18 protein-coding genes are annotated in these 23,013 nt (G+C 72.9%); 5 read left to right on the top strand and 13 right to left on the bottom strand.

What is annotated here, in order from left to right; translation table 11 throughout:
- Positions 1-70 precede the first annotated feature (70 nt).
- The 3 genes from ACY1JF_RS01665 to ACY1JF_RS01655 all read right to left on the bottom strand — a co-directional run bounded on the left by ACY1JF_RS01665 (position 71) and on the right by ACY1JF_RS01655 (position 2,900).
- Entirely contained in the window at positions 71-424 is a 354-nt protein-coding gene (locus ACY1JF_RS01665) for a hypothetical protein (protein WP_462703118.1), read from the bottom strand.
- Positions 425-891: 467 nt separating this feature from the next.
- Positions 892-1,611, bottom strand: a complete 720-nt coding sequence (locus tag ACY1JF_RS01660) for a LuxR C-terminal-related transcriptional regulator (protein WP_462703117.1) — start codon at positions 1,609-1,611, stop codon at positions 892-894.
- Positions 1,608-2,900, bottom strand: coding sequence for an ATP-binding protein (locus ACY1JF_RS01655; protein WP_462703116.1), 1,293 nt, complete (start codon positions 2,898-2,900; stop codon positions 1,608-1,610). The genes ACY1JF_RS01660 and ACY1JF_RS01655 overlap by 4 nt, the downstream gene beginning before the upstream one ends.
- 179 nt (positions 2,901-3,079) lie before the next feature.
- Between ACY1JF_RS01655 and ACY1JF_RS01650 the strand changes: the two genes are divergently transcribed.
- Positions 3,080-4,501: a PspC domain-containing protein gene (locus tag ACY1JF_RS01650; protein ID WP_462703115.1), complete on the top strand. Its 1,422-nt coding sequence runs from the start codon at positions 3,080-3,082 to the stop codon at positions 4,499-4,501.
- Positions 4,488-4,739 carry a hypothetical protein gene (locus ACY1JF_RS01645; RefSeq protein WP_462703114.1) on the top strand — a complete coding sequence of 84 codons (252 nt, stop codon included), beginning with the start codon at positions 4,488-4,490 and terminating at the stop codon, positions 4,737-4,739. Before ACY1JF_RS01650 ends, ACY1JF_RS01645 begins: the two co-directional genes overlap by 14 nt.
- Positions 4,740-4,856: 117 nt before the next feature.
- On the opposite strand, the gene ACY1JF_RS01640 is transcribed toward ACY1JF_RS01645, so the two are convergent.
- From ACY1JF_RS01640 to ACY1JF_RS01630, 3 genes are all read right to left on the bottom strand, one after another.
- A complete protein-coding gene (locus ACY1JF_RS01640) occupies positions 4,857-5,366 on the bottom strand; it encodes a DoxX family protein (protein WP_462703113.1) in 510 nt (169 codons plus the stop codon).
- 235 nt (positions 5,367-5,601) lie between these two features.
- A complete protein-coding gene (locus ACY1JF_RS01635) occupies positions 5,602-6,876 on the bottom strand; it encodes a hypothetical protein (protein ID WP_462703112.1) in 1,275 nt (424 codons plus the stop codon).
- Between the two features lie 412 nt (positions 6,877-7,288).
- Positions 7,289-8,092, bottom strand: a complete 804-nt coding sequence (locus ACY1JF_RS01630) for a class II aldolase/adducin family protein (RefSeq protein WP_462703184.1) — start codon at positions 8,090-8,092, stop codon at positions 7,289-7,291.
- A 151-nt stretch (positions 8,093-8,243) separates the two neighbouring features.
- On the opposite strand from ACY1JF_RS01630, the gene ACY1JF_RS01625 reads away from it, so the two are divergent.
- Positions 8,244-8,717 (top strand): pyridoxamine 5'-phosphate oxidase family protein, encoded by a 474-nt coding sequence (locus ACY1JF_RS01625; protein ID WP_462703111.1) that lies wholly within the window; start codon positions 8,244-8,246, stop codon positions 8,715-8,717.
- A gap of 13 nt (positions 8,718-8,730) precedes the next feature.
- On the opposite strand, the gene guaA is transcribed toward ACY1JF_RS01625, so the two are convergent.
- Complete coding sequence (gene guaA / locus ACY1JF_RS01620) at positions 8,731-10,314, bottom strand: glutamine-hydrolyzing GMP synthase (RefSeq protein WP_462703110.1); 1,584 nt, start codon at positions 10,312-10,314, stop codon at positions 8,731-8,733.
- Between the two features lie 328 nt (positions 10,315-10,642).
- On the opposite strand from guaA, the gene ACY1JF_RS01615 reads away from it, so the two are divergent.
- Positions 10,643-10,972: a chorismate mutase gene (locus ACY1JF_RS01615; protein ID WP_462703109.1), complete on the top strand. Its 330-nt coding sequence runs from the start codon at positions 10,643-10,645 to the stop codon at positions 10,970-10,972.
- 597 nt (positions 10,973-11,569) lie between these two features.
- On the opposite strand, the gene ACY1JF_RS01610 is transcribed toward ACY1JF_RS01615, so the two are convergent.
- Entirely contained in the window at positions 11,570-11,779 is a 210-nt protein-coding gene (locus tag ACY1JF_RS01610; RefSeq protein ID WP_462703108.1) for a hypothetical protein, read from the bottom strand.
- 136 nt (positions 11,780-11,915) lie between these two features.
- Between ACY1JF_RS01610 and ACY1JF_RS01605 the strand changes: the two genes are divergently transcribed.
- Complete coding sequence (locus ACY1JF_RS01605; RefSeq protein ID WP_462703107.1) at positions 11,916-12,887, top strand: LPXTG cell wall anchor domain-containing protein; 972 nt, start codon at positions 11,916-11,918, stop codon at positions 12,885-12,887.
- A gap of 249 nt (positions 12,888-13,136) precedes the next feature.
- Here the strand turns inward: ACY1JF_RS01605 and ACY1JF_RS01600 are convergent, their stop codons facing one another.
- From ACY1JF_RS01600 to ACY1JF_RS01580, 5 genes are all read right to left on the bottom strand, one after another.
- The gene (locus tag ACY1JF_RS01600) at positions 13,137-14,951 is read right to left on the bottom strand and encodes a GMC oxidoreductase (RefSeq protein WP_462703106.1); all 1,815 of its coding nucleotides are present in this window, start codon (positions 14,949-14,951) and stop codon (positions 13,137-13,139) included.
- Positions 14,952-14,993: 42 nt separating this feature from the next.
- The gene (locus tag ACY1JF_RS01595; RefSeq protein ID WP_462703105.1) at positions 14,994-16,646 is read right to left on the bottom strand and encodes a succinic semialdehyde dehydrogenase; all 1,653 of its coding nucleotides are present in this window, start codon (positions 16,644-16,646) and stop codon (positions 14,994-14,996) included.
- Positions 16,647-16,782: 136 nt separating this feature from the next.
- Positions 16,783-18,057: a serine/threonine-protein kinase gene (locus tag ACY1JF_RS01590; RefSeq protein WP_462703104.1), complete on the bottom strand. Its 1,275-nt coding sequence runs from the start codon at positions 18,055-18,057 to the stop codon at positions 16,783-16,785.
- Positions 18,058-18,227: 170 nt separating this feature from the next.
- Complete coding sequence (locus ACY1JF_RS01585) at positions 18,228-19,940, bottom strand: serine/threonine-protein kinase (protein WP_462703103.1); 1,713 nt, start codon at positions 19,938-19,940, stop codon at positions 18,228-18,230.
- A gap of 209 nt (positions 19,941-20,149) precedes the next feature.
- Complete coding sequence (locus ACY1JF_RS01580) at positions 20,150-22,924, bottom strand: protein kinase (protein ID WP_462703183.1); 2,775 nt, start codon at positions 22,922-22,924, stop codon at positions 20,150-20,152.
- Positions 22,925-23,013: the final 89 nt, after the last annotated feature.

The following is a 23,013-nucleotide window of genomic DNA, read 5'->3' as shown; positions in this document are numbered from 1 at the left end:
CGCCCGGCCTGAGCGGGTTCCGCTCCCCGGCTCCGGTCCCCGGCGCCGGCCGTGTCCACGCGGCCGGCGCTCAGGTCCACAGCACCGCGATGAAGACGTTCACCATGGTCAGCGCGCCGACCAGCCCGAACAGGCCCTTCTCCGCCTTCTCCTCGTCCCGCTTCACGTAGACGAGGCCGAGGATCACGACCAGCACGGCCAGCTTCACGCCGATCTTGATGTTGTTGACGGACTGCCCGTCGGCCTGGTTCAGCCCGACCAGGATCACCCCCGTGACCAGCATGGTCAGCGCGCCGTGCAGCATCGCCGGACCGAAGCGGGCCGTGCCCTCGCCCATCGCCTTCATCTGGGTGAGGAAGCCGCCGAGCAGTGCCGCGATGCCGATGATGTGCAGACCGACGAAGAGGTGGATGAGTACGTCCATGAGCCCGGAGCCTAATGAAGGGCACGGACCCGGCTCACCACCAGCCCCCGGGCGCTCTCCGGCATCATGCTCCGCACGGCCGCCGGGCCCCGATTCCGCACCTCGGGTGGGACGGGACCGGCCGTGCCGCGCCGAGCCCGACCGGCACCTGGACTCGGCCACGCGGATCGAGCGGGCGGGCGGATGATCCACGCCCCGAACCCGTCGGCCCCGGTCCGGGCGGCTCCGGTGGACGAGACGCCGTCCACCGGAGCCACCCGGTTGGTGTCAAGCACCTCGGACTCCGGTGACGCGGAACGGCGTTCGTTCCGGAAGCCGGGAAGGAAGACGAGAAGGAAAACGGGGAACTGCAGCTACCCCGTCGCCCCTGCGACGCCGGCCGGCCCCGGCGAAACCATCGGGCGCGAGCCGCGTCAGACAAGACCCCAGGGCGAGCCGCGTCAGACAAGTCCCCGGCGCGAGCCGCGTCAGACGAGGCGCCGCGCGGTGGCCCACCGTGTCAGCTCGTGCCGGTTGGACAGCTGGAGTTTGCGCAGGACCGCCGAGACGTGGGACTCGACCGTCTTGACGGAGATGAACAGTTGCTTGGCGATCTCCTTGTACGCGTAGCCGCGGGCGATGAGGCGCAGCACCTCGCGTTCCCGCTGGGTGAGACGGTCGAGGTCCTCGTCGACCGGCGGGGCGTCGGTGGAGGCGAAGGCGTCGAGGACGAAGCCGGCCAGGCGGGGCGAGAAGACGGCGTCGCCCTCCTGGACCCGGAAGACGGAGTCGACGAGGTCGGCGCCGGTGATCGTCTTGGTCACATAGCCCCGCGCACCGCCGCGGATCACGCCGATCACGTCCTCCGCCGCGTCCGACACGGACAGGGCGAGGAAGCGCACGGGCCGCTCGGCGCCGGTCATCAACGGAGCGCAGCGACGCAGGACTTCGACACCCCCGCCGCCCGGGAGGTGGACGTCGAGCAGGACGACCTCGGGCCGGGTCGCGGTGATGACCGTGACGGCCTGGTCGACGTCGGCGGCCTCACCGACCACCTCGACCCCGGTCTGCTCGGTCCGGCCGATCTCGGCCTGCACACCCGTACGGAACATGCGGTGGTCGTCGACGAGGACCACGCGTACGTGCCGCTCGGCCGCACCGCCGGCCGACTCGGCTGATCCCGCGTTCGCTTCGGTCGGGTCACTCATGACGTCTTCTCCGCCCTCTCCATCTCCAGCTCGACCTCCATGCCGCCGCCGGGCACCGCGCGCAGCCGCGCCGTGCCGCCGTTGCGCTCCATGCGGCCGATGATCGATTCTCTGACACCCATCCGGTCGGCGGGTATCGATTCGAGGTCGAAGCCGGGTCCCCGGTCCCGGACGGACACGAAGACCGTCCTGCCCTCGACTTCGGCGAAGACCTGTACGGCGCCGCCCTCGCCACCGTACTTGGCCGCGTTCACCATCGCTTCGCGCGCGGCCTGCATCTGTGCCCCGATCCGTTCGTCGAGCGGGCAGTCGCCGACCACGACGACCTCCATGGGGACGCCGTGCTTGTCCTCGACCTCGGCGGCGTTGCGCTTCACGGCCTCGGCGAGGGTGGCCGGTTCGTCGTCCTCGTCCTTGCCGTTGCCCTCCGGCTTGTAGAGCCAGGCGCGCAGGTCCCGCTCCTGGGCGCGGGCCAGGCGCCGCACTTCGCCGGGACTCTCCGCGTTGCGCTGGATCAGGGTCAGGGTGTGCAGCACCGAGTCGTGCACATGGGCGGCGACCTCGGCGCGCTCCTGGGCGCGGATGCGCATCAGGCGTTCCTCCGAGAGGTCCTGCGTCATGCGCACGAGATACGGCCCGGCCAGCAGCGTTATGCCTACCAGGACCGCCAGGGCCGCCTGGAGCACGGATCCGAGGTGGGCCGCGGAGCCCTGGAGGACGAAGATGCCGGAGACACCGGCCGTCACCAGCAGCACCCCGACCACCGCGCGCAGCAGCCGGACCGTGCGCCGACGCCGGCCGGCCTCGACCCAGCGGGCCCGGCGGGCGTTGTCCGCCTGCCGCCAGACCAGGGCGACGCCCGCGCCGACCAGCACGGCCGGCCAGAGGTAGGCCCTGGCCCCGCCGCTCAGATTCACGTTGCCCACGAAGACCATGGCCACGGCGACCATGAGGAGCAGGGCGACGATCTGTCCCTTGTCCGGTCTGCGGGCGACGAGCCTGCGGCGGCCGTCCGGGGAGGTCTCGGTGGAGACGAGGGACGGCGGCTTCTGCGCGTCGACTCCGCCGACGCCGAGCGGCACGAAGAACCAGAACGCCGCGTAGAGCAGCGCGCCGAGCCCGTCGGCCACGAACAGGCCGACGAAGACCAGCCGCACCCAGATCACGGGCAGCCCGAGGTGGCCCGCGAGCCCCCGCGCCACTCCACCGAGCCAGCGTCCGTCACTGCTGCGGTAGAGCTTGCGCGGCGGCCATGGCTCGACGACTGGCGCTGCTGTGGCTTCCGGCATGCCAACGATGGTCACACGGCCCCGGAAACAGGACATCAGGGTGTACCCCGGAGACTCCCCTGATCTTCGGGGCGGCGTGTCGTCGAACATCTCCCCGGCGCCTCGTCAGGGCCGATATCAGGGTCCGACCAGGGTCGTACCGGCTGCCGCCGCGGCGCCGCGCCCGCCACCATGGACGCATGACAGAAAACGAGCGCGCCGCGGCGGGTACGGGACCCGGTACCGGCCCGCGCCCGCCACGGGGCGCCCGGCCGCGGCACACCGCACCCGGTGCGGAGGCCACGCCCGGCGCCGGCACCGTTGCCGGGGACGGGACGGGCGAACCCGGGCCCCCGCACCGGTTCCGCCGCGACCGGCGGCACAAGGTGGTCGCCGGGGTGTGCGCGGGGCTCGGCCGGCAGTGCGACATGGACCCGGTGATCTTCCGGATCACGTTGGCGGTGCTCTCCGCGACCGGCGGCCTCGGCCTGCTCTTCTACGGCTTCGCGTGGCTGTTCGTCCCGGCCCACGACGAGGACGAGAACGAGGTGCGCAAGCTGCTGACCGGGCGCGTCGACGGCCAGGCGCTGGCAGCCGTGCTCTTCGCCCTGGTCGGCTGCGGGGTCTTCCTGACCATGCTGAACAACGGCGTGGTGCTCACCTTCGCCGTGGTCCTCTCCCTTCTTCTCGCGGGCGCGGGGTACTGGTCGCAACAGCGCGGCGCCCCCGGGCCCGACCCGCTCGCCGCGCAGGCCGTCGCCGACGCCCCGCCCGAGGCGAAGGCGCCGCCGGTCGTCATCACTTGGCCGTCCTGGTGGCGTGACCCCATCGTCAAGGACGGCTCCCAGGTCAGTGGCACGGGTTATCTGTGGGGGCCGAGCGACGCCCGCGACCGGGACATAGCGGCGGCCGTCAACATCAGCCTGGGAGACCACGACCATGACCGTGTATGTCCGGGTGTCCCGTGTCCCGGGCCACCCAGGCCGCGCGGTCCTCGCAGGATCGGCGGCTGGGTCTTCCTGCTCGCGCTCGTCGCCGGCGCCCTCGGTACCCGGGCGGCCTGGGGCGAGCAGACGCTGGGCACCAGTCTGCAGGCCGGCCTGGCCTGCGCGCTGACCGCCTTCGGTCTGGGCATCGCGGTCAGCGCCTTCCTCGGGCGCACGGGAGCCGGTTCGGTCTTCCTGGCGATCGTCACGGCGGCGCTGCTCGCCGCGTCGGCCGCCCTGCCCAAGGACATCGGCACCGAGTGGGTACGCACCGACTGGACACCCGCCTCGGCGGCGGAGGTGAAGCAGCAGTACGAGATCGGCACCGGCGTCGGCACCCTGGACCTGTCCCGGCTGGACCTGGACACGGACCGGACGGTCACCACCCGGGCCGAGGCGGGCCTGGGCCGAATACGGGTCATCGTGCCGCCGGACGTGACGGTGCGGCTGGACATCGAGGTCGGACTGGGTGACATCCAACTGCCGGGCGACGATCAGAAGGACGTGGACGTGGCACCGGACAAGCGCCAGCGGGTGACTCTGGCTCCGACCGGGGGCGGTGCGGGCGCCGGGACGATCGGCCTCGACGTGGAGGTCGGCCTCGGCCAGGTGGAGGTGAGTCGTGCTGCGTCATGAGTTCCAGCCGGGACGGCTGGTGGCCGGGGCCTTCCTGGCTGCGGCGGGCGTCGTCTACGCCGGCGACGCGGGCGGTGCGTGGCAGACGCCGTGGTTCGTGGTGATACCCGTCGTCGTCGGCGGTCTCTGTCTCGCGGGTGCGGTGGGAACGCTGGCCCACGGTGTACGGCGTCGCCGGCGGACGCCTGACCGCGGCCCGGCCGACCCCGCGGGGCCCCACGCGGACACCCGAGGTTGAGACCGGGCGGAGGACCGCACAACAGACCCGCCAGCCCGTTCCCTCGTTCCCACTCCTCCGTTTCCCGGGCCACCGGGCCACCGGGCCACCGAATCACCGAATCACCGAATCACCGAATCACCGATAAGCACCTCGTCGCCGTCGGCGCGCGCGCAACCCCGCGTCCACCGACAGCACCGGCGCCCCCGCCAGTACGAGAGGAATCCATGCCATGAGGTAGGCCAGATCGTTGCCGTAGTAGTACGGGTCGGAGGCCCAGCTCACCGTCAGCCACAGGCTGAGCGAGATCAGGGCGCCTCCCAGCGCGGCGAGGCGGGTGAGGAGGCCGATCAGCGTGCCGATGCCGACAGCCAGTTCCCCGAAGGCGATGGCGTAGCCGAAACCGGACGGGCTCCGCAACGAGAGGTCGACGAGGGCGGGGATGGCCGAGGAGTCACGGACGGTCCGCATCATGTCGCCGACGGAACCAGCGCCCGAGTCCTTCATGAAGGCGCTGTCGGTCAGCTTGTCGATGCCGGCGTAGACGAAGGTGATGCCGAGGAAGACCCGCAGGGGAAGGAGTGCGTACCGGGTGGCCCGCTCGCGCCAGTCCAGGGTGCTGCCGCCGGGGGACGTGTCCGTCCGCATGCCATGAGCCATCGCTGCCAGCCGCCTCTCGCCCGCCGCGTGCCAAGACCCCCTTCGATGTCCATACGTACGACGTGGAGGGCACGCTCAATCCCCACCGGCCAAGATTTTTCCCGACCGGATCGCCCTCCGACCGATTGGATACTGCTCTGCTCGGAAACCGCTCCGCTCGGAAACCCGTCCGCTCGGAAACCCGCCTGTTTGCGGACCGCTCCGTTTGGAGGCCGGTCCGCCCTCACTCCGTCACATCGACCACGCACCGGTTGGTTTCCACTCCCGCCGCCGTGACCACCTGCACCTCGACCCGCCCCGGCTCCACGTCCGCCGGTACGGGCACGGTCAGCAACGTGTCGGTGGGGTTGCTGAAGCCCCCGGCGACCGGGACCAGCGGCACGTGCACATTGACCGCGCCGATCCGCACCACCATCCGGGACAGCCGGTCCGCGCTCTGCGCCCCCGGCGGTACGAATCCGGCGCCCCGGATCTCGATGTCGTCGCCCGTGCGGATGGGCCCGTCCAGAGCACCGGCCTCCCGGGCCCGCACCACCGAGAGCACCACCGGACGGCCGCCCTCGGCGTACTTGCCCGCCAGGTAGGTCGCCGCCGACACCAGCACCACGACCGCCAGCCCCCACGGCAGGTCCGGCAACTGCTCCGGCCGGCGGGCCAGCCGTACCGCCCCGAACACCAGGGCGATCCCGTTCATCACGACGTACTGGATGTCGGCGAAGGTGCCGCGTCCGGCGTCGTCCGTCAGCAGATCGGCCGCGCGCGGCCGGTCCGCCCGTACCTTCTGGAGCCGCTGTCCCAGCACCCGCAGCCCGACCACCCGCCGTACCAGGACCGCGATCCCGCAGACCACCGCGAGTACGGTCACCACACCGGCGCCCCGGCGCAGTTCGAGGCCGGAGATGAGCGCGTCCCGGTCGCCGTGTGCGGAGGCCAGCGCCAGTTGCCCCACCAGTACCAGTACCGCGTAGGCGACGAACAGCACCCAGGCCACCGCCACGGCGCGGGACGTGGAGAGCCGGTTGTCCTCGCCGATGACCGGGGCCAGCGCACCGCCCCGGGCCCGGTGGAACCAGGACGCCGCCGTCAGCGCCCCGGCCACGACCAGCGCCGCCACCAGACCGGCGGTCCGGGCGGGCGTCCAGCCGGCGCCCACCGCGGTGAGCGCCTGCACCAGCAGCAGGATCACCACGGCAGCCAGCGCCGCGCCGGCCGTGCGGCGCCACAGGCCGGCCAGCCAGGCGCCGCCCTCGGCCCGGCCGCGTTCGGCGACGAGTCCGGCGGACTGGGTCAGTTCCTCGGAGACCCACTGCCGGGAGGCCGACGCCGAGTGGGCCACCGCGGCCGGCAGCCCCTGCCCGGCCGCGAACGCGTCCCTGCGCAGGGCGAAATCGGCGACCGCCCGCCGATGGCCCTCACGTGCGCCGTGCGGGCAGTCCCCGCACGTGCACCCGCCGCCGTGCACGCCCGCCCCACCGTGTCTCGCCTCCTGCACCGCCACGCCCGACATCCACCTTCCGCACCCTTGCGACCGGACCCGCAACTCCCCCGGGACGACAGCGAATTGTGCCCTACACCGCCCCGCTCGCGCCGGGCGCCCCCGGCCTCCCCTGCTCAGCAAGAGTGACGCGAGGCCCGCGATGTTGACCCGGCTACGGGGACTCCCTCACGCCGAGATCACCCAGTGCGGCGGAGCCTGGGCCCTCAGCGGCGGTACGGTCAGGATCACCCCGGGTCCGCACCGCTCGGCGCCGCTGTTCCACGGCCCGCCGAACCCACCGGACCAGCCGGACCGGTCGGCCCCGCCAGACCGGCCGGCCCCGCCAGACCGGCCGAACCAGCCAGACCGGCCGGCCCCGTCAGACCAGTCACCCTCGTCAGACCAGTCAGACCGGTCAGACCGGTCACCCCCGTCAGTCCAGCAGGTCGGGTTCGTCGCGGCTGATCTCGCGCCACAGGGGCTGGTAGTTGATCCACGCCACCAGGTCCCCGCCGAGCTGCTCCCAGGTCGCCGTCGCCCGCCGGTGTTCGATCAGTACGGGACGGCCCGCCGCCTTGGCCGTCAGCTGCACCTGGCAGCACCGTTCCATCGACAGGAACCACCACGCCGCCGCGTCCACCGAGTCGCCGACCGTCAGCAGCCCGTGGTTGCGCAACACCAGCGCCTTGCGGGAGCCGAGCGCCGCGGCGATGCGCCGCCCCTCCTCGGCGTCGACCGAGACGCCGCTGTAGGAGTCGTAGAGGGCGTGGTCCTCGTAGAAGGCGCAGCTCTCCTGGGTGATGGGGTCGAGCAGGTCGCCGAGGGCGGCGAGCGCGCGGCCGTGCACCGAGTGGCAGTGGGCCACGGCGACGACGTCGGGGCGGGCGGCGTGCACCCGGGAGTGCACGGTGAAGGCGGCCTGGTTGACGTGGTAGCGGCCCTCGATGACCTGGCCGTCGGCGTTGGCCAGGACCAGGTCGCTCACCGTGACGTGCCGGAACGGCAGACCGAAGGGGTTGACCCAGAAGCAGTCGGTGAACTCGGGGTCGCGGGCGGTGATGTGCCCGGAGACGCCGTCCTCCAGCCCGTACCGCCCAAAAAGCCGCAGCGCGCCCGCCAGCCGCTCCTTGCGGTGCCGGCGTTCGTCGGCGACCGACTCGTGCATCGGCGGCATCGCGAACTGGAGCGTGTCGAGTGGCCGTGGCGGGGGCGGAGCGGCCCCGGACGTCCCGTGCATGTGTCCTCCGGCACTGGGTTGGTTCACGGGGCGTGAAGTTACCGTCGGTCAGCCGGGGAAGACAGTTCTGTTCCGTAAATGTGCGGGACTGGTGGTGCCGTCCGACCGATACCCGACAGCGGATGTCTGGTTTGGGCGGGAGACTCGGCGCATGACAGCGAACTGGGCCTTCTTCGCCGCCGCCGAACCCGCTCTCGCCGCGACCGTGGAGCGGCGTTTCGGCGCCTTCACCCACCACGTCCTCGCGACCCTGCGCAAGGACGGCTCGCCCCGGACCAGCGGTCTGGAGGTGCGTTTCCTCGCCGGTGAGCTGTGGCTCGGTATGATGCCGGGCTCGCTCAAGGCCCTGGACCTGCGCCGCGATCCGCGCTTCGCGCTCCAGGCCAATCCCGGGAAGGGCACCGGCATGGGCGGCGGTGATGTGCGGATCGGCGGCCGGGCGTTCGAGGTCGAGGACGCGGAGACGAAGGCCGGATACGTCGAAGAGGTGGAACCGCCGGAGCCGTTCCACCTCTTCCGTACCGAGCTGACGGAGGTCGTGCGGACCTCCGTGGAGGACGACGCGTATCTCGTCGTCCAGGTCTGGCAGCCCGGAAAGCCCCTGCGCACCGTCAAGCGCGCTTAGGGCCACACAGGGGTCACTCCCACTCGATGGTGCCCGGCGGCTTCGACGTGACGTCGAGGACGACCCGGTTGACGTCCTTGACCTCGTTGGTGATGCGGGTCGAGATCTTGGAGAGCACGTCGTACGGCAGCCGGGACCAGTCGGCCGTCATCGCGTCCTCGGAGGAGACGGGCCGCAGCACGATCGGGTGGCCGTAGGTGCGGCCGTCGCCCTGGACGCCGACCGAGCGGACGTCGGCGAGCAGGACCACGGGGCACTGCCAGATGTCGCGGTCCAGGCCGGCCGCCGTCAGTTCCTCGCGGGCGATGGCGTCGGCCTCACGGAGCAGGTCGAGCCGCTCCTTGGTGACCTCGCCGACGATCCGGATGCCGAGGCCGGGCCCCGGGAAGGGCTGGCGCTGGACGATCTCCTCCGGCAGGCCCAGCTCCTGGCCGACCATCCGGACCTCGTCCTTGAACAGCTTGCGCAGCGGCTCGATCAGCTTGAACTCCAGGTCCTCCGGGAGCCCGCCGACGTTGTGGTGCGACTTGATGTTGGCGGTGCCGGTGCCGCCGCCGGACTCGACCACGTCCGGGTAGAGGGTGCCCTGGACGAGGAACTCCACGGCGGGGCCCTCGTCGGCGATGATCTCGGCCTGGGCCTGCTCGAAGACCCGGATGAACTCCCGGCCGATGATCTTCCGCTTCTCCTCCGGGTCGGAGACGCCCTTCAGCGCGGTCAGGAACCGCTCCTCGGCGTCCACCACCTTCAGCTGCACGCCGGTCGCGGCGACGAAGTCCTTCTCGACCTGCTCGGTCTCGCCCTTGCGCATCAGGCCGTGGTCGACGTAGACGCAGGTCAGCTGGGCGCCGATGGCCTTCTGGACCAGGGCGGCGGCGACCGCGGAGTCCACGCCTCCGGACAGCCCGCAGATGGCGCGCTTGTCGCCGACCTGCTCACGGATCGCGGCGACCTGCTCCTCGATCACGTTGCCGGTGGTCCAGTCGGGGGCCAGGCCCGCGCCCCGGTAGAGGAAGTGCTCCAGCACCTGCTGTCCGTGCGTGGAGTGCATCACCTCGGGGTGGTACTGGACGCCGTAGAGCTTCTTCTCGTCGTTCTCGAAGGCGGCGACCGGGACGACGTCCGTGGAGGCGGTGACGGTGAAGCCCTCGGGGGCGGCGGAGCAGGCGTCGCCGTGCGACATCCAGACCGCCTGCTCGGCCGGGGTGCCCTCGAAGAGGGTGGAGGACGGCCGGGAGACGGCGAGGTCGGTACGGCCGTACTCGCGGGCACCGCTGTTGTCGACCGTGCCGCCGAGGGACTGCGCCATCAGCTGGAAGCCGTAGCACATGCCGAAGACGGGGACGCCGGCCTCGAAGATCTCGCGGTCGAGGCGGGGGGCACCCTCCTCGTACACGGAGGAGGGGCCGCCGGAGAGGATGATGGCCGCCGGGTTCTTGGCGAGCATGTCCTGGACCGGCATGGTGCTCGGCACGATCTCGCTGTAGACCCGGGCCTCGCGGACTCGGCGGGCGATGAGCTGGGCGTACTGCGCGCCGAAGTCGACGACCAGAACGGTGTCGGGGGCGGCGTTGGCAGCGGGAGTCGCTGATGACACGAGGTGCCTTCCGGCGGTCGGGCGGGGGTCTTGTGACTTCGATTCTACCGAGGCGGGCACGTGGCCCGTCCCGGCCGCGGACGCCGTGGCGGGTCTCACCATGCGGAAGGGCTTGGCCACCGTGCGTCCCCCCGGCATACTGGGCCCATGCTCACTCCACAGCAGGCTTTCCTGTTCACCTATGGCACCCGGCCCACCGGCTGCCATGGTCGTGCTGCTTGAGCAACTGACAAGCGACTTCCCAGGCGCCCCGGGCCGACAAGGTCCGGGGCGCCTGGCGTTTCTCCCGGTCCTGCCGTTCCGGGGCGCCCCTCCGACGAGGAGCCCCATGACCACCGCCACCACCACTGCCACCGTCACCGCTGCCACCGCCGCCACCACCGGTGTGACCGCCACCGGCGCCCACACCCCTGAAGCAGCCGGCGTGATCACCGGCGCCCGGGAGCGCATCGACGCGCTCGACGACCGGATCATCGGCCTGATCCAGGAACGCATGGCCGTCTCGGCCGTCATCCAGAACGCCCGGATCGCCTCCGGCGGCCGGCGCGTGAACCTCTCCCGCGAGATGGACGTCCTCTCCCACTACCGCGAGGCCCTGGGCAAGCCGGGCACCGCCCTCGCCATGACCCTCCTCGAACTGTGCCGGGGCCGCGTCTGAGCCGGCCGCGTCCGAGCCGGCCGCCTGAGCCGGCGGTCTGAGCCGGCGGTCTGGGCCGACCGCCTGAGCCGACCGTCCGATCCAGCCGTCCGATCCGGTCGCATCCGAGTTCGGGCCGTTCTCACCCGTACGGCGCGTGACCGGTGGCCGCGTCGCTTCGTTGGTCCCGGTGTCCGTGCCAGCCAGGGGCGGGCCCGAAAGAACCACGCGTGGCTCGCTGGAGCGATGAGACGTACGGATCGTGCCGTACGTCGTGGGACCTCGCTTCAGGAAGTGACCGGACGGCAGGGGACAGCAGCCCGGTCACCCAAGAGAACGGTCGGCTCCGGGGACGCCCGGGGCCGACCGACGGTACATGTCCAGGAATGTTCAAGTCCGCGTCAAACGGTTGCGGAGCCCGCTCCCCGTCCAGCACGATGCGTTCACAGCCCGAGTTCTCCCCTTACGTGGCTTACGTGGTCCGACACTCCCGCGCCGAAGCGCCGGGTCGTCCATGACCAGCGGCGCGACCCCCCGGCGCCGTTCCACGGGCACCGGTGCCGCCCTGACGCCGGTACCGGTCGGTGAAGGGCCCCCGGTCATCGGCCGCGGGGCCCTTCACCATGCCGCCCGGCCCGTCGACAGCGGCAGCAGAAGCGGCAGCGACAGCGACAGCGACAGCGACAGCGACAGCGACAGCGACAGCGACAGCGACAGCGACAGCGACAGCGACAGCGACAGCGACAGCGACAGCCGACGGTGAGCGCTCCGTGCCGGACGGTAGTGACCCAGGCCACATGAGAATTCCATGAAAACGCGGACAACCATTCGCCGGTCTCACCGATCCAACCTGCTGACCCGAGAGCCCCGGCCGCGCCCCACCGCGGAGGCTTCCTTCGACATCCGTGCCGCGTCCCAGCGGTACGCCCGACTTCCCGAGGTGTTCATGAAGCTTCGCCGCGCCATGGCAGCAGCGGCCGCGACGGCGGTGATAGCCCCCGTGGCGCTGCTCGCCGCTCCGGCCGCGTACGCCACCGGAGAAACGTCGTCCGCCTCACCGAGCGCCTCCGCGAGCGTGCCGGCCGCCGAGAGCACGCCGCCGGCACCGTCCACCTCCGCGCCGGAGAGCGCGCCCGAGGAGACCTCCTCCACGAGCGCCGCCCCGACGGAGGGCGCCGGCCAGTCACCCTCGGCGAGCGCCTCGCCCACCGGCTCCAGCAGCCCGTCGCCGAGCGCCTCGAAGCCCGAGCAGCCGCAGGCGCCGGACCCCGAGCCGAGCGAGTGCGTGGCCGACGTGGTCGACTCGGACATCACCGGCCTGCCGGGCAAGATCGCGGCGGGCAGCGGCTGGCACACGTTCTCGCTGACCGTGAAGAACACGTCCGACACCACCATCATCGGCCTCGCCTACCTGGTCAGCGCCGCCGCGGACAAGAGCGGCGGCGATCTGTTCACCAGCCGGACCGTCCGCCTCCAGGCGTACGACCCCGAGGTCAAGACCTGGTACGACCTCGACGAGTACGGCTACGCCATCGGCTACGCCGGCCTGACCGAGGAACTCGAGCCCGGCTACGAGGCCGAGGTTCCGCTGCGCCTCAACGTCGCCGCCGGTGCGCCGGCCGGAGCCGCCTTCACGATCGGCTCGACCCTCTACGCCGACGAGGACCTGTGCTTCGGTGACATCGAGGTCGCCTACAAGTTCCAGATCGTCGCCGCCGGCACGGACACCTCCGGCACCAAGCCGCAGACAGGCGGCAAGGTGCCCGTGACCAGCGAGAAGCCCTCGGCCGACACGCCGAAGGTCACCGGCAGCCTGGCCGAGACCGGTTCGAGTTCCGCGCTGCCGATGGTCGGCCTGGCCGGCGGCTTCGCCGTCGTCGCCGGCGCCGGCGCGGTGTTCGCGGTACGGCGGCGCAAGGCCGGCGCCGAGGCGTAGCCCGGCCCGTAGTACCGGCGGGCCTTTGCGCAGGCCCGGCGCGGACCAGGGAAGGACCCGCACTCGGAGGGGGGTGCGGGTCCTTCTCCTCTGTTCCCGGGACGGCCCTCTGCTCCCGAGGTGTTCATCTGTTCCCGGGGCAGCCCTCGGGTTTCGGGACGGTCCCCGTCTTCCCAGGACGACCTCGTGCTCCCCGGACGCCCCCCGTGCTCCCGCAACGGCCCCGTGTCCCCCGGACGGCCTTCGGTGCTACTGCCTCGGCGGCACCGTCGGCATGCCCAGGAACGGCAGCCGCAGCGCGCCGAACGCGTCCGCCGGGACCACCGGGGACCTGGGCTCGACGGCGGCCAGCCGCGCGTACGCCGTGCCCTGCGCCGGGCGCGGGTCGGGCTCGCCCTTGTTCGGCCAGTAGGACATGGCCCGTTCGGCCTGGGCCGTGATGGTCAGGGACGGGTTGACGCCCAGGTTGGCCGAGACCGCGGCGCCGTCGACGACGGAGATGCCGGGGTGGCCGTACAGCCGGTGGTACGGGTCGATGACGCCGGTCTCGCGGGAGGCGCCGATCGGGCAGCCACCGAGGAAGTGGGCGGTGAGCGGGGTGCCCATCAGCTCGCCGACGTTGGAACCGGCGAAGCCGTTGATCTCGGCGGCGAGCGCGGAGGCGCTCCGGGTGGCCGCCTCGATCTGCTTGGGGTTGGGTGAGCCGTGGCCCTGGCGGGCGGTGAGCAGGCCCTTGCCGACGCCCGCCGGCTTCAGGTACGTCGTCAGGGAGTTGTCCAGCGACTGCATCACCAGGCCGATGATGGTCCGCTCCGACCAGCGGCGGTTGGAGAGGGAGCGGAGGACCATCAGCGGGTGCCGGGCCGCGTTGGCCAGGAAGCCCAGGACGCGGGTGGTCCCGGAGGCGGTCCGGCCGGCGTAGGGGACCTGGATGATCGAGAGGCTGCCCATCGCGTTGGAGCCCTTGCCGTAACGGACCGGTTCGATGTGGGTGTGGGCGTCGGGGTGGATCGAGGACGTGATGGCGACGCCGCGGGTGAAGTCGGCCCGCGCCTCGCCGGTGGCCCTGCGGTAGCGCCGGTCGTCGGTCTGGGCGCCGACCAGGGCCTCGGAGTTGGTGCGGGTCAGCGCCCCGAGCCGGTCGGATATGTACGGGAGCTGCCCGCCGGCCTTCATCCGGTGCAGCAGGGTCTGCGTGCCGTACGTGCCGGCCGCGAGGACCACCCGGCGGGCGGTGAGGGTGCGGGCCCCGCCCTTCCTCCGGCTCCGGCGGTCGGTGGGGAGGGTGGCCACCGCGTAGCCGCCCCGGGAGTCGTCCGTGACGGAGACGACCGTCGTCATCGGGTGCACGACCGCGCCCGCCTTCTCGGCGAGGTACAGGTAGTTCTCGTTGAGGGTGTTCTTCGCGCCGTGCCGGCAGCCGGTCATGCACTCGCCGCACTCGGCGCAGGCGTGCCGGTCCGGGCCCGCGCCCCCGAAGTAGGGGTCCGCGACCCGCTCCCTCGGCCTGGCCCGCACCGATCCGTCGGCGTCCTCGCCGTCGCCGAAGAAGACGCCGACCGGGGCCAGGTGGAAGGTGTCGCCGCAGCCCATCCGTTCGGCGGCGGCCTTCAGGTGGACGTCGGAGGGGGTCGTCGTCGGGTTGAGCCGGACGCCGAGCATGCGGCGGGCCTGGTCGTAGTAGGGCGCCAGTTCGTCCTTCCAGTCGGTGATGTCGCGCCACTGGGGGTCCTCGAAGAAGGGCGCGGGCGGGACGTAGAGGGTGTTGGCGTAGTTGAGGGAGCCGCCGCCGACACCAGCTCCTGCCAGGACCATGACATTCCCGAGGAGGTGGATGCGCTGGAGGCCGAACATGCCGAGCCGGGGGGCCCAGAGGTAGTTCTTCAGGTCCCAGGAGTTCTTGGGCAGCGACGCGCGGGTGAAGCGGCGGCCGGCTTCCAGGACGCCCACCTTGTACCCCTTCTCGGTGAGGCGCAGGGCGCTCACCGAGCCGCCGAAGCCGGAGCCCACGACGATGACGTCGTAGTCGTAGGCGTGGTCGCCGTCATGAGTGTCCTGGGGCACGGTCTTCTCCTCGTCGAGTTCCGTGGGGGGTGTGTGGGGCGGTCACCGGAGCCGGAACGCCTTCATCAGCCGCAGGCCGCGGGTCATGAAGCGGGCGTGTCCCTCGTCGTCCATGCCGAGCGAGGGGGCCAGCGGAAGCAGGCGCTGGTGGGCGACGGTCTGGGACTCGGTGTACTTGAGGATGCCCTCGGAGCCGTGCCGGCGGTCGAGGCCGGAGGCCTTCATGCCGCCCATCGGCGCCTGGACGCTGCCGTAGGCGGAGGCGTAGCCCTCGTTGATGTTGACGGTGCCGGTGCGCAGGCGGGCGGCGACCCGGTGGCCGCGCCGGGTGTTCCTGGTCCAGACCGAGGAGTTCAGGCCGTACGGTGTCGCGTTGGCGTGCTCGACGGCCTCTTCCTCGGTGTGGAAGCGGTGGACGGAGACGACCGGTCCGAAGGTCTCCTCGGCGCACACCGTCATGGCGGCCGTGACGCCTTCGAGGATGGTCGGCTCGTAGAAGTACGGGCCGATGTCCGGGCGGGCGACCCCGCCGGCGACGACCTTCGCGCCGCGTTCGACGGCGTCCGCCACATGCCGTTGTACGGTCTCCAGTTGCTCCCCGCTGACCAGCGACCCCATGTCGGCGCCGTACGCGAGCGCGTTGCCCAGCCGCATCGCCCGGGTGCGGGCGGCGAAGCGCTCCACGAAGGCGTCGGCGACCGACTCGTGGACGTACAGCCGCTCGATGGAGACGCAGAGCTGGCCCGCGGAGGAGAAGCAGGCGCGGACCGCGCCGGCCGCGGCCTTCTCGACGTCGGCGTCCTCCAGCACCAGCATGGCGTTCTTGCCGCCGAGTTCGAGCGAGACGCCGACCAGGCGGTCGGCGGCGACCTGGGCGACCTCGCGGCCGGTACGGGTGGAGCCGGTGAAGGAGACGTAGTCGCCGTGCTTGACGACCTCGGGGCCGACCACGGGTCCGAGCCCGATGACGGCCTGGAGGACGTCGGCGGGCAGCCCGGCCTCGATCAGCAGGTCACGGGCCCACAGCGCGGTCAGGCAGGACTCCGTGTCGGGCTTCATCACCACCGCGTTGCCCGCGACCAGGGCGGGCAGCGCGTCGCCCACGGAGAGTTCCAGGGGGTAGTTCCAGGGCACGATCTGGCCGACCACTCCGCGCGGGTGACGCACCTCGGTGACCTGCGTCAGGACCGGTACGGCGCCGGTGTGCCGCCTCGGCCTGAGGTAGGCGGCGGCGCGGCGGCCGTAGTGGCGGGCGGCGACGGCGACGGCCTGGACCTCCTCGTGGGCGTGCAGGCGGGCCTTGCCGGTCTCCAGCTGGATCAGGTCGAGGACCTCGGCCTGCCGCTCCAGTAGCAGGTCGTGGAAGCGCAGCAGGACGGCGGCGCGTTCCCGGACCGGGGTCCGTGCCCAGACGGGCTGGGCGGTACGGGCGCGGTCGTAGGCCCGCGCCACGTCCGCGGGCGTGGACTCCGGCAGGTCGGCCAGCTTCTCGCCGGTGAACGGGGTGTGGTTCACCGTCCGTCCGGAGCCGGTCACGCCCTTGGTGAGCCGGGCGAGCAGCTCGGGGGTGACCACGTCGGCCGCGGTGCGGGCGCCCTCCGGTGCGGGGGCGAGGGGGTTGGTGCCGGCCGGTGCCGGGCCGCTCCGGTCCGTGCCGGTCTCCTCGGTGCTGTCCAGGGCCTGCGCATCCGTCATGAGCGGCAGGGTATGCCGCGCCGGGACCCTTGTGTACCCGTCGGTAATACAGATTCACCGACCGCGCACACGGCGCCAGTGATCGGTGGCAACGAATGCCTGATCAGGGCGTTGTCCGGCGGTGCCGACGTCTTTCTCAGGAGGGGACCGGTGGAGGCGGGGGCGTGCCCGTGAACGGGGACGTGGCCGTGGGAGCGGGCGTGGGAGCGGGCGTGGACGCGGAAGCGGGCGTGGACACGGGGGGTGCCGGGGACGCGGGAGGCGCCTGGGGCGCGGGTGGCACGGGAGACGCGGGTGGCATGGGGGACGGGGGTGGCACGGGGGACGGGGGTGTGCGGGTCACGGTGACCGTGGCCGTGGGCATCGGGGAGGGCGGACGAGGGCCGGTCGGGGCCGTGTGCGCGGTCGGGAACGTCGGTGCCGTGCCGCCGTTCCCGTCCTCGACGCCGGCGTCGTCGATCAGCAGGACCACCGCGGAGATGCCCGCGCCCGCCGTCGCGACGGCCAGCAGCGCCGCCGTGAGCACGCTCCGCCGGAAACGCGGTCGGCCGGTTCCGGGCGGTACGGGGCTGCGGCCCGTGGCCAGGTAGGCGTGCAGCATCAGCTCCGCCTCCGCCGCGCCCAGCCGCCGCCGGGGGTCGCGTTCGAGCAGACCGCTGATGACGGGGAGGAGCGGGCCGGCCTGCGGGGGCGGCTGGAACTCCGCGGAGACCACGGCGTGCAGGATGCCGCCCAGCGAGTCCCGGCGGAACGGGGACTCACCGCTGAGGACGGTGCACAGCAGGGCGCCCAGCGACCACAGGTCGGACTCCGGCCCGGTCCCGGCCCCGGACATCCGCTCGGGAGCGGTGTACTCGGGGGAGCCGACGAAGGAGCCGGACTCGGTGAGGGTGGTCGTGCCCGGGACCTGGGCGACGCCGAAGTCGGTGAGCACGACCCGGCCGTCCTCGGCGACCAGGACGTTGGACGGCTTCACGTCGCGGTGCAGGACCCCGGCCGCGTGCGCGGTGCGCAGGGCGCCGAGCAGGGCGATCCCGATCCGGGCCGCCTCGGCGGGGCCGACCGGGCCGTACCGGGCGACGCGGTCGGCGAGCGAGCCTCCGTCGAGCAGTTCCATGACGATGTACGTGTGCTCGTCGTCCTCCACGACGTCGTGGACGACGATGATGTGCGGGTGGCTCAGCCGCGCGACCGCGCGGGCCTCGCGCAAGGTGCGCTCTCGCCACAGCCGGGCCTCGGCGGCGGAGAGCGTCTCGTCGAAGGGGAGTTCCTTGACGGCGACCTGCCGGCCGAGCAGCTCGTCGGTCGCCCGCCACACCACGCCCATGCCGCCGCGCCCCAGTCGCGCCTCCAGGCGGTACCGGTTCGCTACGAGATGGAAGTTGCGCCCATGACTTCCCTGGCTCCCCATGCGTCTCATCATGCCGCCCCGGGCGGGCCCCTTCCGGGGCGGTGACCGGCCAAGTGTGTCGCCACCCGGCCACCGGTCGGACGATTACCCGTCCGTTCGCACCGGCAATCCCCACCGGCTTCTCCGGTCGCGCGTCCCCCTCCGGCGCACAAGGGGCCGGCGCGAAGGGATCAGCCCTCCTGGAAGCTCCGCAGCATCACGCCGAACTGCTCGCTGGTGGTGGCCCAGTCGTCGGCCGGCGCGGACGCGTAGAGGGCGTACTCGGTGCCGTCGCTCTTCATGTACCCGACGTCGATGGCACGGTAGGGCCCCGCGAAGTAGTGCGGCGCGTCCTTGGCCAGCGCGTTCCACGTGTACTCCCACCGGACGCCCGGCAGGTCGCGGAAGAGCTCCTCCTTGAGGACCACCTGCTCGTAGTCCCGCAACCGCGTGGCGAGCTGCTCGTCCAGGTAGCTCAGGTGATCGAACGAGGTGCTGAAGTCCGGCGCGGTGTCGACGGCGATCCGCACGAGGTGCTTGCCCTCGTCGGGCGAGTAGTCGACCTGCCGGAGGCCGTCCTGGTCGATGGAGACGGACCGCTCCCAGCCCTTGGGCAGGAAGACGCTGAAGCCCACCGGGTCCTCGCGCCGCTCCCAGCCCGCGGGCACCGCCCCCTGAGCACCCTCGCCGCCCGGCGTGGCGCCGGCGCTCGCACCGGCGTCGGCACCGGCACCGGCGCTCGGAGTCGGTGACGCGGACGCGGAACTCCCGGAGTCGTCCGTGCCCGTCCGGTGCAGCGTGACCGCGACGCCCCCGCCGACGAGCGCCGCGAGGGCGACGACGGCAGCGACCGTGCGCAGCCGGTGCCCGCGCTTCGGCCGCACGGGGGACGGTGCCGCGGTGCCCGGCGGAGAAAGCACGGTGGCGGCCGTCTGCGCGGCGGCGGTGACGGTGGCGGCCGTCTGCGCGGTCGCGGCGGCGGTGACGGCGGCGTTCGCGGCGGCGGCGGTGGCGCCGGGGACGGGCCGCGTCTCCGTCGTCCCGTACCGCACCGGCCCGGTCGGCACGTACGCCTGCGCCGCGTCCGGCCGGCGGCCCTCCGCCGCCTCGGCGAGCATCTGCTCGGCTTCCTCCGGTGAGGGGCGGGTGGCCGGGTCCTTGCGCAGCAGGGCGCTGACGACGGGCTCCAGCGGACCGGCGTACCGCGGCGGTTCGGCCTCCTCCTCGACGACCGCCTGCATGGTGGTCAGCGGCGAGGTGCGGCGGAACGGCGACCTGCCCTCCACGGCCGTGTAGAGCGTCGCGCCCAGCGCCCACAGGTCGGAAGAGGGGCCGGGGTCGTGGCCGCGGACGCGTTCGGGCGCCAGGTAGTCGACCGAACCGACCACCTCCCCCGTGCGCGTGATGGTGGAGTCGCCCTCTATCTGGGCGATGCCGAAGTCGGTGAGGAGCACGCGCCCGTCCGCGCCGAGCAGCACGTTGCCCGGTTTCACGTCGCGGTGCAGCACACCGGCGGCATGGGCGGCGCGCAGGGCGCGCAGCACCCACAAGCCGATCCGGGCCGCCTCGCGCGGCTCGACGCGCCCCTCGTCCTTGACCGCGTCGGCCAGCGAACGGCCCTCGACGAGTTCCATCACGATCCACGGCCGGCCGTCGTGTTCGAGTACGTCGTGCACGGTGACGACGGCCGGGTGGTTGATCCGCGCGGCCGCGCGCGCCTCGCCCCGGGTGCGGGCCAGCAGTACGGCCCGGTCGCTCTCGGAGACGTAGAGCGCGGCGGTCAGTTCCTTGATGGCGACGGCTCGGCGCAGCACCTCGTCGTGGGCACGCCACACCCGGCCCATGCCACCGCTGCCGATGGCGTCGCCGAGCCGGTAACGGCCCGCGAGGAGCTGGCCCTGCATCTGATTCACGTTGCCCCGCAATGCTCTTGACAGGGCCAGCGTAGGGACCGGCCCCCGTCCAGGGAACCGGTGGGGTGCCCCGGAGGCCGCTCTGTGACGGTTGTCGCTTTCCGCTCCGCCGGGCAACCGGAGGCAGTCAAGTCGCGTTGCGCCCGCGCCGGTTCGAGCCGGATGCCGGGCGACCGCGGGTGCCCGTACGCCGGACGGGGTCAGCCGGTGTACTGGTACGTCGCCGACGCCTGCTCGAACAGCCGGGTCACCTCGTCGCGCTCCGCCTCCGGTCCGCGCACCTGCACCACGTGGTAGTGCCCGTCGATCAGGATCGCGAGGTTGCGTACGTACAGCTCGCCCCCGTCGTCGCCGGTCCAGGTGAACTGCCCCTCGGCCATGGACCTCCCGCCCACCTCTATGGACTTCAGCCCGGAGGAGGTGGCCCAGCTGGAGTCGCGGTAGGGCTGCAACTCGGGCTCCCGGTCCCGCTGGTACGTCATCGGGTCGCCGCCGAAGTCGTCACTGCCGTCGCGGCCGGGTACGACGATCAGCTCGAAGTCGCCCTTCTCGTAGACGACCTGGCCGCGTCCGTTGACCGCCGTGCGGTCCCAGCCCTCGGCGACGGCGACGCGGAAGCCCTCCGGGTCCTTGCGCAGGGTGAAACCGTCGGCCACCTCGGGCTCGGCGGTCTGCGGCTCGGTGGAGCCCGCGGAACGGGACGGATCCGCCCCGCCCTTCGACTCCTCCGCTCCGTCCGGTCCGCCCGACTCCTTCGGCGTCTCGCCTTCGGGCCGCGACTCGTCGCCGGCGCCGGCGCCGGCCGACCCGGTGGCCCCCGTGCGGTCCGGTGCGCCGACGGCGCCGGTCCCCTCGTCCTTCGGCATGAACAGCATGGCGTACGCGATCAGCGCGGCCATGCCGAGCAGTATCAGCAGGAGCAGCGTACGACCGAGCCGACGCGGTGAACCCGCCTCCCGCTTGGCCCGCTTGTGGCGTCCGTGGTGGGTGGGCAGCCCGGCGCGCCGCCTGCGCACCAGCTCGCCCCGGCGGCGGACGATCGGCAGCCGGCTCGCGTCGACGGGCGGGGCCGGGACGACGTTCAGCCCGGCGTCCGCCTCGGGCGCCGAACGCACGAGGGAACGCAGCCATCCGCGCAGTTCCTCGAAGTCCAGCCGCTCGGTGGGGTCCTGGCGCAGCAGCGACTCCACGACCGGCCTGAGCGGCCCGCACTCCTCTGCGTACGCCGGCGGCTCCGCGCACACCATCTGCACCAGCTCGGCCGTGGACTCCTCCGGGTACGGCGCGTGTCCCTGGACGGCCCGGAAGAGCAGGGCGCCGAGCGCCCACAGGTCGGTGGCGGGGCCGATGGGCGGCGCGAGCTGCCAGTTCTCGTGCACCGGGCCGGCCTGCTCCGGCGCCCAGCGCTCGGTCACCGGGCCGACCACCGCCATCCTGGCCTGCCGGGCCCGCTCGGCGGCGAGCGCGGTGGCCGGCCCCCGGCGCGGGGGCGTCTTGGCGAGCAGGTCGTCCCAACGGCTGCCCGGCTGCGCGGCGGGCGCCCCGGGTGCGGCGGGCCCGGAGGGTGTGGCGGGTGCGGAGGGTGTGGCGGGTCCGGAGGGTGTGGCGGGTCCGGAGGGCGAGGCGGGCCCGGCGGACGAGGCGGGTGTCACGGGCGGCTGGGGTACGGCGCGTGCGGCGGGCAGCGCGGCCTGACCGGACGACGGCCGGGCATCACCGGCGGTCCGGGGCGCGGCACCGTGCCAGGAGGTGGTGCGCACGCCGTAGGGATCGGGGATCTGCCCCGGCGGGGTCCCGCCCGGGCCGTACGGCGACCGTTCCGTGCCGCTGCCGCTGCCGTTGCCGTTGGCGGGACGGGCGGCGGGCAGGGCCGCCCGGCCGTTCTCCGCCTCCTGGACACGGGCGGCGGCCCGCGCTCCCGCCCGGTAGGCGGCGATCGCCCCGGCCCGCGCGGCCCGGACGTCCTCGCTGTTGTCCCCGAGCGAACGGGCCCCGGCCGCGTCCCCCCGTCCATGGGCCGCCCCGGCCCCCTGCCCCGGCAGTACCTCGGTCACCCGCGCCTGAATGGCGGCCCGCCGAGCGGCTTCGGGGTCCAGCCGGGGGGCTCCGGCGTCCACGGGACGGCCTTGACCGCCGGAACCACTGGGACCACTGAAACCACCGGCACCGCTGGAGCCACCAGGACCGACGGGGCCACCGCGCCCAGCGGGATCCCCATGCCCATGGACGCCGTGGAGACCTCCACCGTGGGCGCCATGGGAGCCCTGGGCGCCATGGGAACCGTGAGGGCCGTCGGGGCCCTGAAGGCCATGCTGACCGTCCCCCCCGCTCTCCTCCTCGTCGCCCCCCGGCACAGGGTCATACCCGCACAACGCCTCCTCCGCCGCCCCGACCGCGAGGCCGGTCAGCATCACACGGCCGTCGTCGCAGACCAGCACCGTGCGGGCGGTGATGTTCCGGTGCACCCAGCCGTGGGCGTGCAGCACCCGCAGGGCCATCAGGACGTCGGAGGCGATCTCGGCCGCCCGGTACGGCGTCAGCGGCTGCTCGGCGAGCAGCGCCGCCAGCGGCCGGGCGGGCACCAACTCGCTGACGACCCACAGCGAACCGCCCTCGGCGAACACGTCGAAGACCTGGTCGAGACGGGGGTGGTCGGGAATGCCGGCCGCGGCCTGGGCCGCCTCCACGGCCCGCCGCACCACGGGGTCGGCCGGGCGCCGCGTGCTGGAACGCGCGGCCGGCGGACGCTGCACCGGCCGGCGCTGGGCACCGTCACGCGCCGTGAACCCGTCCGGCAGTCCCTCCGCGTCGAGCACCTCCGCCTCGACGACCTCGGGCAACGGAACCTGCCTGACCAGCACTTCCTGCCCGCTGTAGGTGTCGAAGGCGCGGGTCTCGGTGAGTTCGTACTCGTCGGAGGGCGGCAGCGGCAGCCGATAGCGGTCGGCGAGGACCCGTCCCGCGTAGTCGTCCACGTTGCCTCCCCCGGCACCCTGGTCGGTCAATTCCGTTCGCCCCACGGGCCGTTCCTACTGCGTACGGTCCGCAAGCACTCACGATACGT

It is taken from the genome of Streptomyces sp. SYSU D01066-1, from assembly GCF_054956795.1.
Note: the sequence above shows the minus strand (reverse complement) of the source record. Positions and strands in the feature narration are given on the sequence as shown.

Excerpts from the sequence above, each read along its gene's own strand:
- ACY1JF_RS01665 (WP_462703118.1), bottom strand. The coding sequence starts at position 424 with ATGGACGTACTCATCCACCTCTTCGTCGGTCTGCACATCATCGGCATC.
- ACY1JF_RS01660 (WP_462703117.1), bottom strand. The coding sequence starts at position 1,611 with ATGAGTGACCCGACCGAAGCGAACGCGGGATCAGCCGAGTCGGCCGGC.
- ACY1JF_RS01655 (WP_462703116.1), bottom strand. The coding sequence starts at position 2,900 with ATGCCGGAAGCCACAGCAGCGCCAGTCGTCGAGCCATGGCCGCCGCGC.
- ACY1JF_RS01650 (WP_462703115.1), top strand. The coding sequence starts at position 3,080 with ATGACAGAAAACGAGCGCGCCGCGGCGGGTACGGGACCCGGTACCGGC.
- ACY1JF_RS01640 (WP_462703113.1), bottom strand. The coding sequence starts at position 5,366 with ATGCGGACGGACACGTCCCCCGGCGGCAGCACCCTGGACTGGCGCGAG.
- ACY1JF_RS01630 (WP_462703184.1), bottom strand. The coding sequence starts at position 8,092 with ATGCACGGGACGTCCGGGGCCGCTCCGCCCCCGCCACGGCCACTCGAC.
- ACY1JF_RS01625 (WP_462703111.1), top strand. The coding sequence starts at position 8,244 with ATGACAGCGAACTGGGCCTTCTTCGCCGCCGCCGAACCCGCTCTCGCC.
- ACY1JF_RS01615 (WP_462703109.1), top strand. The coding sequence starts at position 10,643 with ATGACCACCGCCACCACCACTGCCACCGTCACCGCTGCCACCGCCGCC.
- ACY1JF_RS01610 (WP_462703108.1), bottom strand. The coding sequence starts at position 11,779 with ATGGTTGTCCGCGTTTTCATGGAATTCTCATGTGGCCTGGGTCACTAC.
- ACY1JF_RS01605 (WP_462703107.1), top strand. The coding sequence starts at position 11,916 with ATGGCAGCAGCGGCCGCGACGGCGGTGATAGCCCCCGTGGCGCTGCTC.
- ACY1JF_RS01595 (WP_462703105.1), bottom strand. The coding sequence starts at position 16,646 with ATGACGGATGCGCAGGCCCTGGACAGCACCGAGGAGACCGGCACGGAC.
- ACY1JF_RS01590 (WP_462703104.1), bottom strand. The coding sequence starts at position 18,057 with ATGGGGAGCCAGGGAAGTCATGGGCGCAACTTCCATCTCGTAGCGAAC.
- ACY1JF_RS01585 (WP_462703103.1), bottom strand. The coding sequence starts at position 19,940 with ATGCAGGGCCAGCTCCTCGCGGGCCGTTACCGGCTCGGCGACGCCATC.